This is a genomic window from Cyclobacterium xiamenense (genome assembly GCF_009467825.1).
In the GTDB taxonomy this organism is placed as follows: domain Bacteria; phylum Bacteroidota; class Bacteroidia; order Cytophagales; family Cyclobacteriaceae; genus Cyclobacterium; species Cyclobacterium xiamenense.
The window spans coordinates 85140-100330 of sequence record NZ_WIOK01000017.1 but is presented as its reverse complement, the minus strand read 5'-3'; the positions used below and the strand labels follow the sequence as shown (position 1 = coordinate 100330).

The following is a 15191-nucleotide window of genomic DNA, read 5'->3' as shown; positions in this document are numbered from 1 at the left end:
TCTAGTTATATTTAATTTGTTAACAGGTTTTCTTTTGATTTTAACTTGTTGATATCAATTTTCACGATGCTCTGAATCCCATTCACTCCGGAAAGGCCGTCAATATACGTATTTAAATCCACTTCAAAGGTAAAGTCCTGGCAGACCAAAAAGTAATCCATGCTCCGGAGTTCCGGCACCAGGTACCGGGAGTGTCCGCCGACCGGGTACGACTTGTTTCTCAGCAACTGCACGAATCCATGCTCTTTTTCCAGTATAAATTGAGAAATAATTAAATCCGGCTGGCGAAGAAATTCCATCTGATAATCCGCTGTTTTTTTTAAATTAATCCCCAACGATTGATTGATCAGCCAAGCCAATTTATAGTCCTTTAAAGGGGCTACAAGGCCTAAAAGATCAAAATCAAACGAGGTTTCAACATGAAGTTTGCTTTTCTTCATTCAGGAAGAATTTAAAAAAACAAAGTTAAAAATTTTATTTCAACTTCTATCTCTGAGGGAAAGTTCTTAATTTAGTTTGTCTTTTTTTTTGACATTAAGGTTTTAAATAATTTTCTTTGCGGAGTGTTTAAACTAAACTGATCACAAAATGTCTGAAATTGCACAAAAAGTAAAAGCCATTATCGTTGATAAGTTAGGCGTCGAAGAATCTGAAGTCACTCCCGAAGCGAGCTTTACCAATGACCTTGGGGCCGATTCTCTAGATACAGTAGAGCTTATCATGGAATTTGAAAAGGAATTCAACATTTCCATTCCGGATGACCAGGCTGAACAGATCGGTACGGTTGGCCAGGCGGTTAGCTATTTGGAAGCTAACGTAAAATAACCCATACTTAAAATCATTTATGAATTTAAGAAGAGTTGTAGTAACAGGTTTAGGTGCCCTTACACCCATTGGCAATACCGTTCCGGAATTTTGGAAGGGCTTGTCAACGGGTGTAAGTGGTGCCGCGCCTATTACCCGTTTTGATGCCTCTCAATTCAAAACCCAATTTGCCTGCGAGGTAAAAAACCTGGATATCGCGCAATTTCTAGACAGAAAAGAAGCAAGAAAAATAGATCCTTATACGCAATATGCCATGGTGGCGGTAGAAGAAGCGATGAACGATTCGGGTATTGACCTGGACAGCATCGACCTCGCCCGATCCGGGGTGATTTGGGGATCCGGCATCGGTGGATTAAAGACCTTTCAGGACGAGGTGACGGATTTTGTTAACGGGGATGGGACCCCCCGGTTTAATCCCTTTTTCATCCCTAAGATGATCGCCGATATTGCCGCTGGCTTTATTTCCATAAAATACGGTTTTCAAGGCCCAAACTTTGCCACGGTATCGGCATGCGCCTCTGCTACCAATGCATTGATTGACGCGTTTAATTATATCCGCCTTGGAAAAGCAGACATTTTCATCTCAGGGGGCTCCGAGGCAGCTGTTACCGAGGCGGGTGTGGGTGGTTTCAATGCCCTGAAAGCACTCTCTCAGCGCAACGACGACCCGGCCACCGCGTCCCGACCCTTTGACAAGGACAGGGATGGCTTTGTGCTGGGAGAAGGAGCCGGAGCGCTTATCCTGGAAGAATACGAACATGCGAAGGCCCGAGGCGCCAACATCTATGCCGAACTCATCGGAGGAGGCATGACAGGCGATGCCTATCACATCACCGCTCCCCATCCGGAAGGACGAGGAGCTGCTAACGTTATGAAATTTGCCCTGGAAGATGCGGGAATTTCTGCCGATGCGGTGGATTACATCAACGTGCACGGTACCTCTACGCCATTGGGAGACCTGAGTGAAGTAAAAGCCATTCAAAAGATCTTTGGCGATCACGCGTACAACTTGAATATCAGCAGCACCAAGTCCATGACGGGGCATCTTTTGGGTGCAGCCGGAGCTGTGGAAGCCATTGCTTGCATCATGGCCATGAAATACAACCTCATTCCCCCCACGATCAATCATTTTACCGATGACACCGAAGTGGATGGAAAATTAAACCTAACGTTCAATCAGGCCCAGGAGCGAGAGGTGACGATCGCTCTGAGTAACACGTTTGGATTTGGCGGACACAACTGTTCCATCATCTTCAAAAAAATCCAGGAATAAATTTGAAAGTACTTCGGTTGCTCCGGATTCAGGAGCTAACGTACGATAAGAAAGACAAAAGGCTTGCTTCCGCTATAAAGAACATGGTGGGTAGCAGGCCTTTAAACTTATCGCTCTACCGGCTTGCCTTTCGGCATGCATCCGCTTCCAAGGAAATAAAATCGGGAGTAAAAATCAGCAACGAACGCCTGGAATACCTTGGCGATGCGGTGCTGGGTACCGTGGTCGCAGAATATTTATTTCAAAAATTTCCCTACCGGGACGAGGGTTTCCTTACCGAAACACGCTCCCGCATCGTAAACCGTGAATCCCTGAACCAGGTAGGACAAAAAATTGGACTTCCAAAAATAGTCGAAACCGAAATGGATGGGAAGGTTCCCTATTCCTTTAAATCCCTCTATGGAGACACCTTGGAAGCGCTGATCGGCGCTGTTTATCTGGATAGAGGGTATTATTTCTGCCGAAGATTCGTCTACGAACGGTTGATTATCCCCTTCTTTGATTTGGACAACATCATTACCACGACGACCAATTTTAAAAGTAAAATTATCGAATGGTCTCAGCGAGACAACAAGGAGGTCGATTTTGTGTTAAAGTCTGTAGCAGGCAGCCAGCGGTTCAAAGAATTTACGGTAGAACTCACGATAGGTGGATCTTCTTTTTCCGAAGGCAAGGGTTCGACCAAGAAAAAAGCAGAACAAGAGGCTGCCAAAATAGCCTGTGAAAAGCTTCACCTTATCCTGTAATCACGCAAGTCCCGAAGGGAATAGAAAAATTACGTATGCCTCACTTACACATTGCCGGTGCTACCCTGAATCAAACGCCATTGGATTGGGAGGGAAATAAAGATACCATCGAACAAGCCATCCAAAAAGCAAAAGAACTACAGGTAGACTTGCTGTGTTTCCCGGAACTGAGTATTACGGGATATGGGAGTGAGGACCTCTTTTTGAGTCATTGGTACCCAAAAAAAGCCCTTGCCTACCTGCAAAAAATCCTGCCGCTTACCCGGCAGCTAACCGTCTGCCTGGGGCTACCCTGTCGGCTAAACAACCAGCTTTACAACTGCATGGCAGTACTGGAAGACCAAAAAATACTGGGAATTGTTCCCAAACAATTTCTGGCCATTGACGGGGTGCATTACGAGTGCCGCTGGTTTACCCCCTGGAAAGCGGGAGAACTCACGCAGTTCGATTGCAACGGCGTCGCCGTCCCCTTTGGCGACCTGGTATTCGAAAAAAAAGGCATTCGCTACGGATTTGAGATATGCGAAGATGCCTGGAGAGGTGCCCAGCGCCCCGGCTATCGCCTAAAAGACCGAAAGGTTGAGCTGATTTTCAACCCCAGTGCCAGCCATTTTGCCATGGGCAAAAGCGAACAACGGGAGATACTCGTAAAAGAAAGTTCGAAATCCCTGAACGCCGCCTATTTTTACATCAACCTGCTGGGCAACGAAAGTGGCAGGATGATCTTTGACGGAGAAATTCTCTTTGCCGACAGGGGCAAAATCTTATACAAAAATCCCTTGTTGTCCTTTCAGGATTTCCAGTTGGTCCCCATTCAATTTTCCCCGGAAGAAGCGCCAAGTCAACCCGGGTACCGAAGCCGACACAACAAAAACGAAGAATTCACGGCGGCAGTTTCTCTGGCGCTGTTTGACTACCTGCGAAAAAGCCGTAGCAAGGGCTTTGTCCTTTCCCTGAGCGGTGGGGCAGATTCCTCCACCATTGCCGTATTGGTGGCCGAAATGGTAAAACGAGGCATCGATTGCCTGGGAACGCCCCTTTTTCTGAAAAAAATTCACCGCAGCGATGATATTGATCCCAAAAGTAGTCTACCGGATATCGTAGGCAAACTGCTGACTACAGCCTACCAACGTACGCGCAATTCCTCCCCGGACACCCTGCATAGCGCAAAAACCCTGGCCGACAGTCTGGGCGCCACGTTTTATCAGTGGTCCATTGACGAGGAAGTGGCCGGATATACGCAAAAAATCGAAGCCGCCTTGGGACGATCGCTGGAATGGCAGAGGGACGATATCGCCCTGCAAAACATCCAGGCCCGGGCTCGATCGCCCATTATTTGGATGTTGACAAATATCAAACAGGCCCTGCTGCTGAGTACCTCTAACCGTAGTGAGGGGGATGTGGGATATACCACCATGGATGGAGATACGAGCGGCAGCATTTCACCGATAGCCGCAGTTCCAAAAGACTTTATCTTGCAATGGCTTCGGTGGGCAGAGAAAACACTGGGGTATTCCGGACTAAACGCGGTAAATGCGCTGCAGCCTTCGGCGGAACTACGCCCCCTGGAATCGCGGCAGACGGATGAAGAAGACCTGATGCCCTATTCGATCCTTACCGCCATCGAACGGCAGGCCATTCGTGACCGGCGCTCTCCGGTGGATACGTACCTGATCCTGAAAGAAGAACTTTCTCTTGAATCGTCTGTATTAAAAAGGTACATTGCCAAATTCTTTAGCCTGTGGTCCCGAAACCAATGGAAAAGAGAGCGGCTGGCCCCCTCCTTTCACCTGGATGAATTCAACGTTGATCCAAAAACCTGGTACCGTTTTCCTATTTTATCGGGAGGCTACCGAAAAGAACTTGAAGAGATGCAGAATTTAGCGGATGATAACTAGGCGATAGCAAAAAATAATGAAACGCAATGATCAATAGCATTTTGTATTACGTGGTTTGGAGCCCAAACCCCGCTGTTTTTTCGGGATTTGATCGGCTTAGGTGGTATAGCCTGCTTTTTGCGCTGGGATTCATTATTTCCCAGCAAATCATGGTGCACTTTTTCAGGAAAGAAGGCCAAGACGAGCAGCTTGTGGATCGACTGACCATTTACATGGTGGTGGCAACCATTCTAGGAGCACGACTCGGACATGTATTGTTTTACGAACCTGCGCGCTACCTGAGTAACCCCATTGACATCCTTAAAGTTTGGGAGGGCGGACTTGCCAGCCACGGCGCCGCCATTGGTATTCTATTTGCTCTTTGGCTCTACGCAAAAAAAACGCCTGGGCAATCGTATTTGTGGGTGGTAGACCGAATCGTAATCGTCGTTGCGCTGACTGGAGCCTTGATTCGAATCGGTAACCTGATGAACTCTGAAATTGGCGGAAAACCCACCGGTAGTGACAGTGGATTCGTTTTTGCCCGCGATGTGGAAGAAATACTGGGTACGATGAACCTCCCCATTGAATCCATCACTGCCTACAAACCGGAAAACCGTCAGAACGAGTTAGCGGGAAACGGTAGGGTACCGGTAAACATCGACATACAGATCAGTAAAGGCGGATTCGATGAAAGCAACCTTGCCTCCGTCTTGGAAAGAGACGTCAAGTATGCCCTTACGCGCTTCGGTAGTTCAAAAAAGTACATGGCCGAGGACCCCGAGGCTCCGTTAAACATGGAAATCACCGAAAAAAGCGACCATTACCTCGCGGTAGTCAAAACCTTTGGCATAGCAAAGCACCCCACGCAGATCTACGAGGCGCTCACCTACTTTCTGATTTTCGTGTTCCTGTACCTGGGTTGGCAACGGTACAAATCGGCCGTTCCCGAAGGACTGCTTCTGGGATTATTTCTCGTGTCGGTATTCGGCATGCGCTTTGTTTGGGAATTTTTCAAAGAGAATCAGGTGGACTTCGAGGATAACCTGGCCTTCAATATGGGACAGGCCTTGAGTATACCGCTGGTACTGGCCGGGATAGGGCTAATCCTCTATTCCTTAAAATCCAAAAAAACGACCGCTTAATCCGGAAAACATCAAGGCACCGGATCGTGGCCCTGCCCTCCCCAAGGATGACAGCGTCCAATCCGCTTGATTCCAAGCCAGCCTCCCTTGAACACGCCGTGTTTCAGGATTGCTTCTTTGGTGTACTGGCTGCAGGTCGGATAATACCGGCAAGATCTTGGAAACAATGGAGATAGTGCGTATTGGTAAATCAAAATAGGAAAAATGGCGATTTTCTTAGCTATTTTATTCACAAGTATCGTATTTACTTCTAATAAGTTAAAATTAGTGATTTAAGTTCTGTAAACCTTTACAAAAACCCCGGTTGTTTTGACGTACCGACCCTTCATTTTCTTCCAGTTCCTGATTTTCTGCGCGGCCAGCTGCTTGCTGAGTCTTTCCCTGCCGGCGCAGCAGATTCCGGCAGAAGATCCTTCCGGACAAATCAACCCTCCCGAGCGGGTCACGGTCAATAACATCTTTGTAGTAGGAAACGAAAAAACCCGACGAAATATCATTTTGAGGGAAATGGATATCGAAACGGGCGTGACCTACGATTGGGAGGCATTTGTGGAATTGCTTTTGGCCGATGAAAAAAAAATCTACAACCTACAATTGTTTACGACGGCCACGTTGACTCCCTTGTTTGTTGCCGATGAACAGGTAGAATTGCTCGTATCATTAAAAGAACGGTGGTACATTTTACCGAGCCTGATTTTTAACCTGGCCGACCGAAATTTTTCCGAATGGTGGATCAACCAGGGAAGGGATTTTTCCCGGGTCAACTACGGCGTAAAGCTGGACCACAACAACGTGGGCGGAAGAAACGAAAAGTTACGTGTCATCGGGCAACTGGGCTTTACCCAGGCGGTAGACCTTAACTACAGCATTCCCTACCTGGACAAAAATCAGCTCCATGGGTTGGCCGCAAAATTCAATTATTTTACTAACAAAAACATCCCCATACGATCCATTGAGAACAAACAGTTTTTTTACCGAAACGAGGCTGAGGATGTCCTTCGGAAAACCCTCAATGCCTTCCTAACCTATAGTTTTCGCGGCAGTTTCTACAACATCCACTACCTGACGGCAGGCTTTCACAACACCCGGATCCATGCGGACGTACTGGAGCAGAATCCGAATTACTTTACCCACGGCAGTCAGCGACTGAAATATTTTATGGCCACCTACCGGTACCGCCACGACAACCGGGACAATGTGGCCTACGCGACGGAAGGCACCTTGCTGGACCTGAGTCTGACGCAATATGGGCTGTTTTCGGGAGACGACATTAGTGAAACCGAGTTTTCCGTGCTCGCCAGTACCTATACCCGACTGGGTAAAAAGGTTCACTTTGCCACCGGAATTTCGGGGTCTGCCTTTTTCAGCACGCGTCAACCCTATACACTGGTCAGAGGGATTGGCTACCGTCCGGACTTTTTTCGGGGCTATGAAGTGAATGTGATTGAAGGCCAACAAACCATCGTACATAAAAACAGCCTCCGGTACGAATTGCTGAATATCGCCTTCGATATTTCCGATTTTATGCCCATTGAAGAGTTTTCGGTGATTCCCTTCCAGCTGTACGTAAGTGCGAATTTCGATCAGGGATTTGTCAGGGATGCCAACCGAATTCCAGAAAACGCCCGATTGACCAACCGCTACCTTTCCGGATATGGGTTGGGTCTGGACCTTATTGGTATTTACGACACCGTTTTTCGCTTTGAATATTCCTTCAACAATGCCGGAACCGGAAACTTTTTCATCAACGTTCGGGCTCCTTTATAAAATTATTTTTTTGTTGTTAAATTACATTTTTTTGCATTATATTAGGTTATCAATTGGTGTTTCTCCCAACTTTTATTCCCATGGTGAAATGGATTTTGATAGCATTCTTTTTTTCTTTCCGGATCACCTGGAATGCCTGGCCGCAAAACAGCATGGACCATTATCCAAAAGGAGCCATCAGTATGGGCATGGGGAATGCCAGCGTAACGTTGAGCGATCCCTGGGCGGTTTTTAATAATATTGGCGCCTTGGGAAAGGCCGAAGAAACCATACAGGCCTTTGCCGGCTATGATCACCGACTGGGATTAAACGAGCTAACCACTGTCTCCACGGGTCTGGTAATTCCAACCAAAAAAATCGGGAACCTGGGTATCGGTGTTTCCAACTTTGGAGGTACGCTGTTTAACCAACAGCAAATCGGTCTGGGCATCGCCAATCAGTTGGGATTGGCCAGTTTGGGGCTAAAAATCAGCTATTTTCAAACGAATATCGAAGGTTTTGGAAGAAGTGCACGCCCGGTGATCGAACTGGGGGGTACGGCCGAACTACTTCCAGGATTATTTTTCGGCGCCCATGCATACAACCTTACCCGGGCGGCAATCAGCCAGGCAAGCAGCGATTACCTACCAACCACCGTGAAAGCGGGTATTTCCTACCGCCCTTCCGAAAACCTACTGGTCAATTTTGAATCCGAAAAGGAGCTGCTCAGTCCCGCACAGTTTAAGGCGGGTGTTGCCTACAGCTTTCAGCAAAAGCTATGGGCCCGAACCGGTATCAATACCCGGCCCAACAACCTGTTTTTTGGTATTGGTTTCAAACCCCGAAGGTACCAAATCGACTACGCCATGAGTCGCAATTTCCTCCTGGGCTTTACCCATCACTTTTCTTTTACCTACAACCTGACTGCCCCGTGAAACCCTTCGTACTCATCCCGGGTATCTCCCTGGTCTGGGGACTGCAATCGCTCAGCGCCCAAACGCCTACGGACAGCGAACTGGATATCGAAGCCTTTATGGAAGAGCGCTTCGCCTTTCAGGACGAAGACATTGATTACGAAGACCTGTACGAAAGCCTGCTGCAAGTGCACCTCAGCCCGCTGAATTTGCAACAGGTAACTGCCGAACAACTCCAATCCCTTTCCATCCTGACGCCACTACAGGTGGAGTCCTTTATCGGCTACCGTGACACGTTTGGTCCGCTGCTGTCGGTCTACGAGCTACAGGCCATTCCGGAATGGGATCTGGAAACGATCGGTAAGATGCTGCCCTTTGTCGTTTTAAAGTCCGATCCAATCCCACTAAGTCCCCCGGGCGTAAGGCGTCTTAAAAATGCGGAAAACGCCTATTTCATTGTTCGTCAGCGCCGAATCTGGCAAACCCGGAAAGGATTCAGCCCTCCGGATACCCTATCCAACGGCACCTTAAGCAGCCGGTACCTGGGCGATCCAAACGATGTGTACGTCCGTCTACGGCTGCAGCAACCAGGCGACTTTAGCGTAGGGCTCACTGCCGAAAAAGACGCTGGCGAACCCTTCACCTGGGATACGGACAGCAGACGGTATGGGATGGATTTTCTGTCCCTTCACTACACCCTGTACAATAAAGGGGCGCTACAAACCTTTACGTTGGGAGATTACCAGCTACAATTTGGGCAGGGGCTCGTATTTGGGGCCGGGTTTTCGGTAGGCAAAGGGGCAGAAACCGTGGCCACTGTAAGAAGAAGCTCACTGGGCCTCCGGCCATACACTTCGGTCTTGGAAACCGGCTTTTTCCGGGGGGCCGCGGCCACTGTTACCAGCGGAAACCTGGCCTGGACCGCCATGTATTCTTCCGCGCCAAGAAATGCGAACGTACAACTACTGCAAGACAGCCTCGAGGCATCCGATAGCTATTTGTCCTCCTTGGTTCTTTCGGGATACCACCGTACGGAGAGCGAAATTCAAAAAAAAGCACAGGCCCGAAAGCAAAATATTGGCGGAAATGTTCATTACAAAAACCGGACAAATGGCCTTCAGGCAGGGGTGAATTTTTTGCATACCCGGTACAGTCAACCCTTGCTGCCACGGGCCCGCATCTACAATCAATTTGAATTCAGAGGCGATCAAAATGCCATTGGTAGCCTGTACCTCTCGTATAATTTTTCCAACCACTACCTATTTGCCGAATCGGCCCTTTCGAAAAGCAGAGGAAGCGGATCTGTCGTTGGTATCATGAGTAGTTTAAGCCGGCAGCTGGATTTTTCGCTGGTGTGGCGAAATTTTGACCGAAACTTCCATTCATTTTACGGGAATGCTTTTTCCGAAGGATCCCGGCCGATCAATGAAGAGGGATTTTACATGGGAATGAACTATAAACCCTCACGAAAAATCAGCTGGTCCGCCTATTATGACCACTTCTCCTTCCCCTGGCTGCGGTTTCGGGCATACGCCCCCTCCTCGGGCAGCGAATGGCTAAGCCGCTTTACCTACACACCCAATAAATCCCTGGTTTTATTCGCACAATGGCGGGAGGAGCGGAAAAGCAGAAACCTGCTGTCCGACGAACAACCAGCAAATCAATACCTCCTGATGGAAGGAAAGCGACGAAACTTCGCCTGGAACCTCACTTACCAACCGACCCCCTGGTGGCAAGCAAAAACCCGAATCCAGCTTAGCTCCTTTTTAATTAACGGCCGCACCACCCGGGGGTATGCGATCTTTCAGGACCTTTCGGGCACAATAAACAGGTTCAACTTCAGCGGAAGGATCTCGCTTTTTGATACCGACGATTTTGAAAACCGACAGTTTCTTTTTGAAAAAAACGTGCTATGGGCCTTCTCTGTTCCCAGCTTTTTCGGACAAGGTATGCGGTACTATTTGCTCGCCAAATACAAGATCAGCCGGCAGTTGACCTGCTGGGCGAGGTGGGCAAAAACCAGCTACACCAACCGGGAAGGGATCGGTTCCGGGCTTCAGGAAATCCCGGGCAGCGAGGTCACAGAAACCACCATTCAACTGAGGTATCAGTTTAACCGATAAGGCACAAAAAAGCGAAGCCACCCGAATAACCGGGCGGCCGCTGCTCTATTTCTTCAAAAGATCCCGGATTTCTTCCAGCAGTACCTCGGTTTTGTTGACGGTTGGCGGAGGAGGGGTAGGTGCTGCCTCTTCTTTTCTCTTCAGGTTATTGATCAACTTTACCAGCAAAAACACGGCCAGGGCTACCAGCGTGAAATCCACAATAAACTGGATAAAGTTGCCATAATTGATCGTAACAGCTGCGATTTCCACACCTGCGGGATCCACATAGGCCTCTTTGAGCACGACCATCAAATCCTTGAAGTCAACTCCTCCGAGTAGCAAACCAAGCGGTGGCATCAGGATGTCATTTACCAGCGACGACACCACCTTTCCAAAGGCGCCGCCCATAATGACCGCCACTGCCAGGTCGACGACATTGCCCCTTACAGCAAAATCCTTGAATTCTTTAATTAATCCCATACTTTTGTGCGTTAAATAGGTTACATAGCGTGTGAAATAAATGCATCAAAGCCCACCAATATATGTAATTATCCGAATAATTTTTTATTCGGCATGCGACAAAGTGAAAAAAAAATAACATCCCAGAAAATGAAAACACCATCATCCTTGGAAGCCCCTATAGCTGCGATTATACCAAAAACCATCGACTACCATTCCGATTCCCGCATAGACAACTACTATTGGATGAACGAACGGGAAAATCCGGAAGTACAGGCCTATCTGAAAGCGGAAAACGCGTTCAAATCGCACTGCCTGGCAGCTACCGAACCCTTGCAGGCAACCCTTTTTCAGGAAATGAAACGCCGGATTAAAGACGATGACGCCAGCGTACCGTATTTTAAGAACGGGTATTATTACTACCAACGATTTGAAGCCGGAAAAGAATACCCGATCTACTGCCGAAAAAAAGAGGCATTGATGGCCGACGAGCAGATCGTTTTGAACGTCAATGAGCTGGCAGCAGATAAGGAATACCTGCAGGTAAATGCCCTGGCTGTCTCGGAAAACACCCGGCTCTTGGCCTATGCTGCCGATGCAGTAGGCCGAAGGATTTACACGATTTACTTCAAGGACCTTCACTCGGGGCAGACGTTTCCGGAAAAATTAACCGAAGTTACCGGAAATATGGCCTGGGCAAGTGACAATAAAACCCTCTTTTACGCACAGCAGGATCCGCAGACCCTGCGGTCTAACAAGGTATACAAGCACGTACTCGGCCAAAGCCAGGCCGAAGACGAATTGGTATTTGAGGAAACAGACGAGAAATTTACCGTTCGTATCCAAAAATCCAAATCAGGAAAGTTCCTTTTCCTTGCCAGTCAAAGTACCGTCTCTTCGGAATTCAGGTACCTGCCAGCGGACCAGTCGGACGGAGTCTGGACGCTCATTCAGCCTCGAGAAAAAGATCTGGAATACGAAGTAGAGCACCACGAGGATCGGTTCGTTATCCTGACAAATGCAGACGGAGCCACCAATTTCAAACTGGTAACCGCCCCGCTATCGACGCCGAACAAAGCCCATTGGAAGGAACTGGTGCCGGCACGTGAAAATGTATTGTTGGAAGAATTTGATGTCTTCAAACACCACCTGGTCATCGCTAACCGGTTCAATGGCCTGACCCGCCTGGAAATCCGCACCTGGGATGGAGATCGGAAACACTACATCCGAATGCAAGACCCTGCCTACTCGGTATGGATCGGAACGAATCCGGAGTACTATACAGAGATTCTCCGCTATGGCTACAATTCCCTCACCACCCCCTCTTCCATCTACGACTACCATATGGATAGCCGGGAGAAGACGCTCATGAAACAACAAGAGGTAGTCGGCGGTCACGATCCGGAAGCGTATCAATCCGAACGCATTTGGGCACCCGCCGAAGATGGGCAGGAAATTCCCATTTCCCTGGTTTACAAAAAGGACCTTTTTTCCAAAACAGGAGAAAACCCCTTGCTTTTATACGGCTATGGAGCCTATGGATTGAGTTCGGACCCGTACTTTAGCTCCAGCAGACTGAGCCTGCTGGACCGGGGATTCGTAGTTGCCATCGCACATGTACGAGGTGGACAGGAGATGGGCCGGCACTGGTACGAAGATGGAAAAATGCTGCAAAAGAAAAATACCTTTACCGATTTTATCGCTTGCGGTGAGCTACTCATCCGGGAAAAATACGTGCATCCAAAAAAGCTCTTCGCCATGGGCGGAAGCGCAGGTGGATTGCTTGTCGGTGCGGTGATTAATCTGCGGCCCGACCTATTCTTTGGTGCCATTGCTGCGGTACCGTTCGTCGATGTACTTACCACCATGTTGGATGAAAGCATTCCCTTGACGACTGGTGAGTTTGACGAATGGGGAAACCCGAAGGACAAGGTTTTTTACGACTATATCCGGTCGTATTCCCCCTATGACAACGTGAAAGCACAAAACTACCCCCACTTATTGGTGACATCCGGGCTTCACGACAGTCAGGTTCAATACTGGGAACCCACCAAATGGGTCGCAAAATTACGCGCCCTGCGCAGCAATGACTCCTTATTACTTCTGCACACCAACATGGACGCAGGGCACGGAGGTGCGAGCGGGCGCTTCAGAGCTTTAAAAGAATTGGCCATGGAATATGCCTTCCTGCTCTGGTTGGCCGGGAAGAATCAGTAAGGGCCTGTCCGAGGGGAGTACTGGTTGTGTTGGAACTACCCGGACACCCTGTTCTGCAAACCATTTACATGCGGGAAATTGTCTCCGGCAGAGCTGTGGTAGGCAAAGCTTTCCTCCACTCCTCTTTTTTCAAATCAATTCTGAAAAAAAGCGGGTGAAATCCTGCCGATCGGTAAGGCCTATTGCTTGCAAAGGAAATTTATCGTATCTTTTTTTCGTAATTCAAATTACGGTAATTTCAATTACGATAATTTATGTTGTTTTACAATAGAGATAGCGAATTAAGTATTCTGAGGAGGGTACAAGCGTCTGCAGTCCAATCTGCTCAAATGACCTTCATGGTGGGACGAAGAAGAATGGGTAAAACAAGTCTCCTATTAGAAGCCTATAAAACGGATATTTTTCTTTATTTCTTCATTGCCAAAAAAAATGAAGCGTTGCTTTGTTTGGAATTCGCTGAAGAAATCAAACAAAAACTTGCTATTCCGATATTTGGTGAAATAAAAACTTTTACCGGATTATTTAGTTTTTTGATGAATGTTTCAAAAGAACGCCATTTTACGCTCATTATTGATGAGTTCCAGGAATTTAGTTCAGTTAACCCTTCGGTATTCTCTGAAATGCAACGCACCTGGGATAACTGCAAAAATGAAAGTAAAATCAATTTGATTTTATGCGGCTCCATCTACTCCATGATGACCCGTATATTTGAAAACGCAAAAGAACCATTATTTGGCAGAGCTACGCAACGTATTCACCTAAAAGCATTTGATATCCCCACTCAAAAAAAAATCCTTGGAGACTTTCACCCTAATTTTTCCAACGAAGACCTTTTGGCATTTTTTATGATTACAGGAGGCGTCCCAAAATACATTGAACTTCTGGTACAACGGAATGCATTTACCGAAAAAAAAATACTGCAGGAAGTAATCTCAGAAGGCTCACTTTTCCTGGACGAAGGGAAAAACATCCTCATTGAGGAGTTTGGTAAAGAATATGGAAATTATTTTTCCATTCTTTCATTGATTTCCAGTGGAAAGACTTCAAGGGTAGAAATAGAGTCCATCATGGAAATGCAGACAGGAGGTTTTTTGGAAAGGTTAGAGAATGAATATGGAATTATAAAAAAAGTGCGACCGATTTTGGCCAAACCAACTAGTCGGTCGGTTAAGTACACGATAGAGGATAACTTTTTACGTTTTTGGTTTAGATTTATTTATAAAAACCGTAGTGCCATAGAGGCTGGAAATCTGGAATATATTTTGGAGATCGTAAAACGAGATTATTCTACTTTTAGTGGGAAAACACTGGAAAGGTATTTTATTGAACGGTTAAAATCTGAAAAAAAATTCAACCTTTTAGGAACGTATTGGGAAAAAAATAGTGAAAATGAAATAGACATCGTCGCAATTAATGAAATGACTAAAAACGTATTATTCGCTGAAGTCAAGCGAAACAAAAACGCCATACGCCTGGAAAAGGTAAAGAAAAAATCCGAGCGCCTGCTGCTTAAATTTATTGATTATCAGATTCTTTACAAGGGATACTCCCTGGATGATCTGTAAAATAAAAGCCTAAACAGATACCACAGCCGTAATCACGTATCCAAATCCACGAATGTATTCCCCCGAGCTCACTTGCGGAAAACTACGTATCAGCGAAACCTAAAGAAATGCCCGCAAGCCTCTGCCACCAACATGGACGCAGGGTACGGAGGTGCGAGCGGGCGCTTCAGGGCTTTAAAAGAATTGGCCATGGAATATGCCTTCCTGCTCTGGTTGGCCGGGAAGAATCAGTAAGGGCCTGTCCGAGGGGAGTAATTACTTTTTTAACTAAAAAAAGAGCGTGTTATGTAAAAATTTTAACTGAATAGCCGGAAATAAT

The 15191-nt window shown here is 47.2% G+C and carries 13 protein-coding genes; 10 read left to right on the top strand and 3 right to left on the bottom strand.

Going from position 1 to position 15191, the window contains the following annotated elements:
* Positions 1 to 11 precede the first annotated feature (11 nt).
* A complete protein-coding gene (locus GCU44_RS14120; RefSeq protein ID WP_154856993.1) occupies positions 12 to 440 on the bottom strand; it encodes an IPExxxVDY family protein in 429 nt (142 codons plus the stop codon).
* 148 nt (positions 441 to 588) lie between these two features.
* On the opposite strand from GCU44_RS14120, the gene GCU44_RS14115 reads away from it, so the two are divergent.
* From GCU44_RS14115 to GCU44_RS14095, 5 genes are read left to right on the top strand one after another with little or no spacing between them, the layout of a single operon-like run.
* Positions 589 to 825 (top strand): acyl carrier protein, encoded by a 237-nt coding sequence (locus tag GCU44_RS14115; protein ID WP_010855324.1) that lies wholly within the window; start codon positions 589 to 591, stop codon positions 823 to 825.
* A gap of 19 nt (positions 826 to 844) precedes the next feature.
* On the top strand, positions 845 to 2098 hold the full coding sequence (fabF, locus tag GCU44_RS14110; protein WP_092174650.1) for a beta-ketoacyl-ACP synthase II: 1254 nt from the start codon (positions 845 to 847) through the stop codon (positions 2096 to 2098).
* A gap of 2 nt (positions 2099 to 2100) precedes the next feature.
* Complete coding sequence (gene rnc, locus GCU44_RS14105) at positions 2101 to 2844, top strand: ribonuclease III (protein WP_154856991.1); 744 nt, start codon at positions 2101 to 2103, stop codon at positions 2842 to 2844.
* 35 nt (positions 2845 to 2879) lie between these two features.
* On the top strand, positions 2880 to 4742 hold the full coding sequence (locus GCU44_RS14100) for an NAD(+) synthase (RefSeq protein WP_154856989.1): 1863 nt from the start codon (positions 2880 to 2882) through the stop codon (positions 4740 to 4742).
* A 26-nt stretch (positions 4743 to 4768) separates the two neighbouring features.
* Positions 4769 to 5866 (top strand): prolipoprotein diacylglyceryl transferase, encoded by a 1098-nt coding sequence (locus GCU44_RS14095; protein ID WP_154856987.1) that lies wholly within the window; start codon positions 4769 to 4771, stop codon positions 5864 to 5866.
* An 11-nt stretch (positions 5867 to 5877) separates the two neighbouring features.
* Here the strand turns inward: GCU44_RS14095 and yidD are convergent, their stop codons facing one another.
* Entirely contained in the window at positions 5878 to 6090 is a 213-nt protein-coding gene (gene yidD / locus GCU44_RS14090; RefSeq protein WP_092174941.1) for a membrane protein insertion efficiency factor YidD, read from the bottom strand.
* Positions 6091 to 6175: 85 nt separating this feature from the next.
* On the opposite strand from yidD, the gene GCU44_RS14085 reads away from it, so the two are divergent.
* The 3 genes from GCU44_RS14085 to GCU44_RS14075 all read left to right on the top strand — a co-directional run bounded on the left by GCU44_RS14085 (position 6176) and on the right by GCU44_RS14075 (position 10649).
* Entirely contained in the window at positions 6176 to 7633 is a 1458-nt protein-coding gene (locus GCU44_RS14085; RefSeq protein ID WP_317175339.1) for a BamA/TamA family outer membrane protein, read from the top strand.
* Positions 7634 to 7713: 80 nt separating this feature from the next.
* Positions 7714 to 8547, top strand: a complete 834-nt coding sequence (locus tag GCU44_RS14080; RefSeq protein ID WP_154856985.1) for a PorV/PorQ family protein — start codon at positions 7714 to 7716, stop codon at positions 8545 to 8547.
* Positions 8544 to 10649, top strand: a complete 2106-nt coding sequence (locus GCU44_RS14075) for a ComEA family DNA-binding protein (RefSeq protein ID WP_154856984.1) — start codon at positions 8544 to 8546, stop codon at positions 10647 to 10649. Before GCU44_RS14080 ends, GCU44_RS14075 begins: the two co-directional genes overlap by 4 nt.
* Before the next feature lie 45 nt (positions 10650 to 10694).
* Here GCU44_RS14075 and mscL read toward each other — a convergent pair whose 3' ends face one another.
* Complete coding sequence (gene mscL / locus GCU44_RS14070) at positions 10695 to 11111, bottom strand: large-conductance mechanosensitive channel protein MscL (RefSeq protein ID WP_154856982.1); 417 nt, start codon at positions 11109 to 11111, stop codon at positions 10695 to 10697.
* 129 nt (positions 11112 to 11240) lie between these two features.
* On the opposite strand from mscL, the gene GCU44_RS14065 reads away from it, so the two are divergent.
* On the top strand, positions 11241 to 13307 hold the full coding sequence (locus tag GCU44_RS14065; RefSeq protein WP_154856980.1) for a S9 family peptidase: 2067 nt from the start codon (positions 11241 to 11243) through the stop codon (positions 13305 to 13307).
* 254 nt (positions 13308 to 13561) lie between these two features.
* Positions 13562 to 14872, top strand: coding sequence for an ATP-binding protein (locus GCU44_RS14060; protein ID WP_154856978.1), 1311 nt, complete (start codon positions 13562 to 13564; stop codon positions 14870 to 14872).
* Positions 14873 to 15191 lie beyond the last annotated feature (319 nt).

Coding starts and splice junctions, on each gene's coding strand:
- GCU44_RS14120 (WP_154856993.1), bottom strand. CDS start 440: ATGAAGAAAAGCAAACTTCATGTTGAAACCTCGTTTGATTTTGATCTT.
- GCU44_RS14115 (WP_010855324.1), top strand. CDS start 589: ATGTCTGAAATTGCACAAAAAGTAAAAGCCATTATCGTTGATAAGTTA.
- fabF (WP_092174650.1), top strand. CDS start 845: ATGAATTTAAGAAGAGTTGTAGTAACAGGTTTAGGTGCCCTTACACCC.
- GCU44_RS14100 (WP_154856989.1), top strand. CDS start 2,880: ATGCCTCACTTACACATTGCCGGTGCTACCCTGAATCAAACGCCATTG.
- GCU44_RS14095 (WP_154856987.1), top strand. CDS start 4,769: ATGATCAATAGCATTTTGTATTACGTGGTTTGGAGCCCAAACCCCGCT.
- GCU44_RS14080 (WP_154856985.1), top strand. CDS start 7,714: ATGGTGAAATGGATTTTGATAGCATTCTTTTTTTCTTTCCGGATCACC.
- mscL (WP_154856982.1), bottom strand. CDS start 11,111: ATGGGATTAATTAAAGAATTCAAGGATTTTGCTGTAAGGGGCAATGTC.
- GCU44_RS14065 (WP_154856980.1), top strand. CDS start 11,241: ATGAAAACACCATCATCCTTGGAAGCCCCTATAGCTGCGATTATACCA.
- GCU44_RS14060 (WP_154856978.1), top strand. CDS start 13,562: ATGTTGTTTTACAATAGAGATAGCGAATTAAGTATTCTGAGGAGGGTA.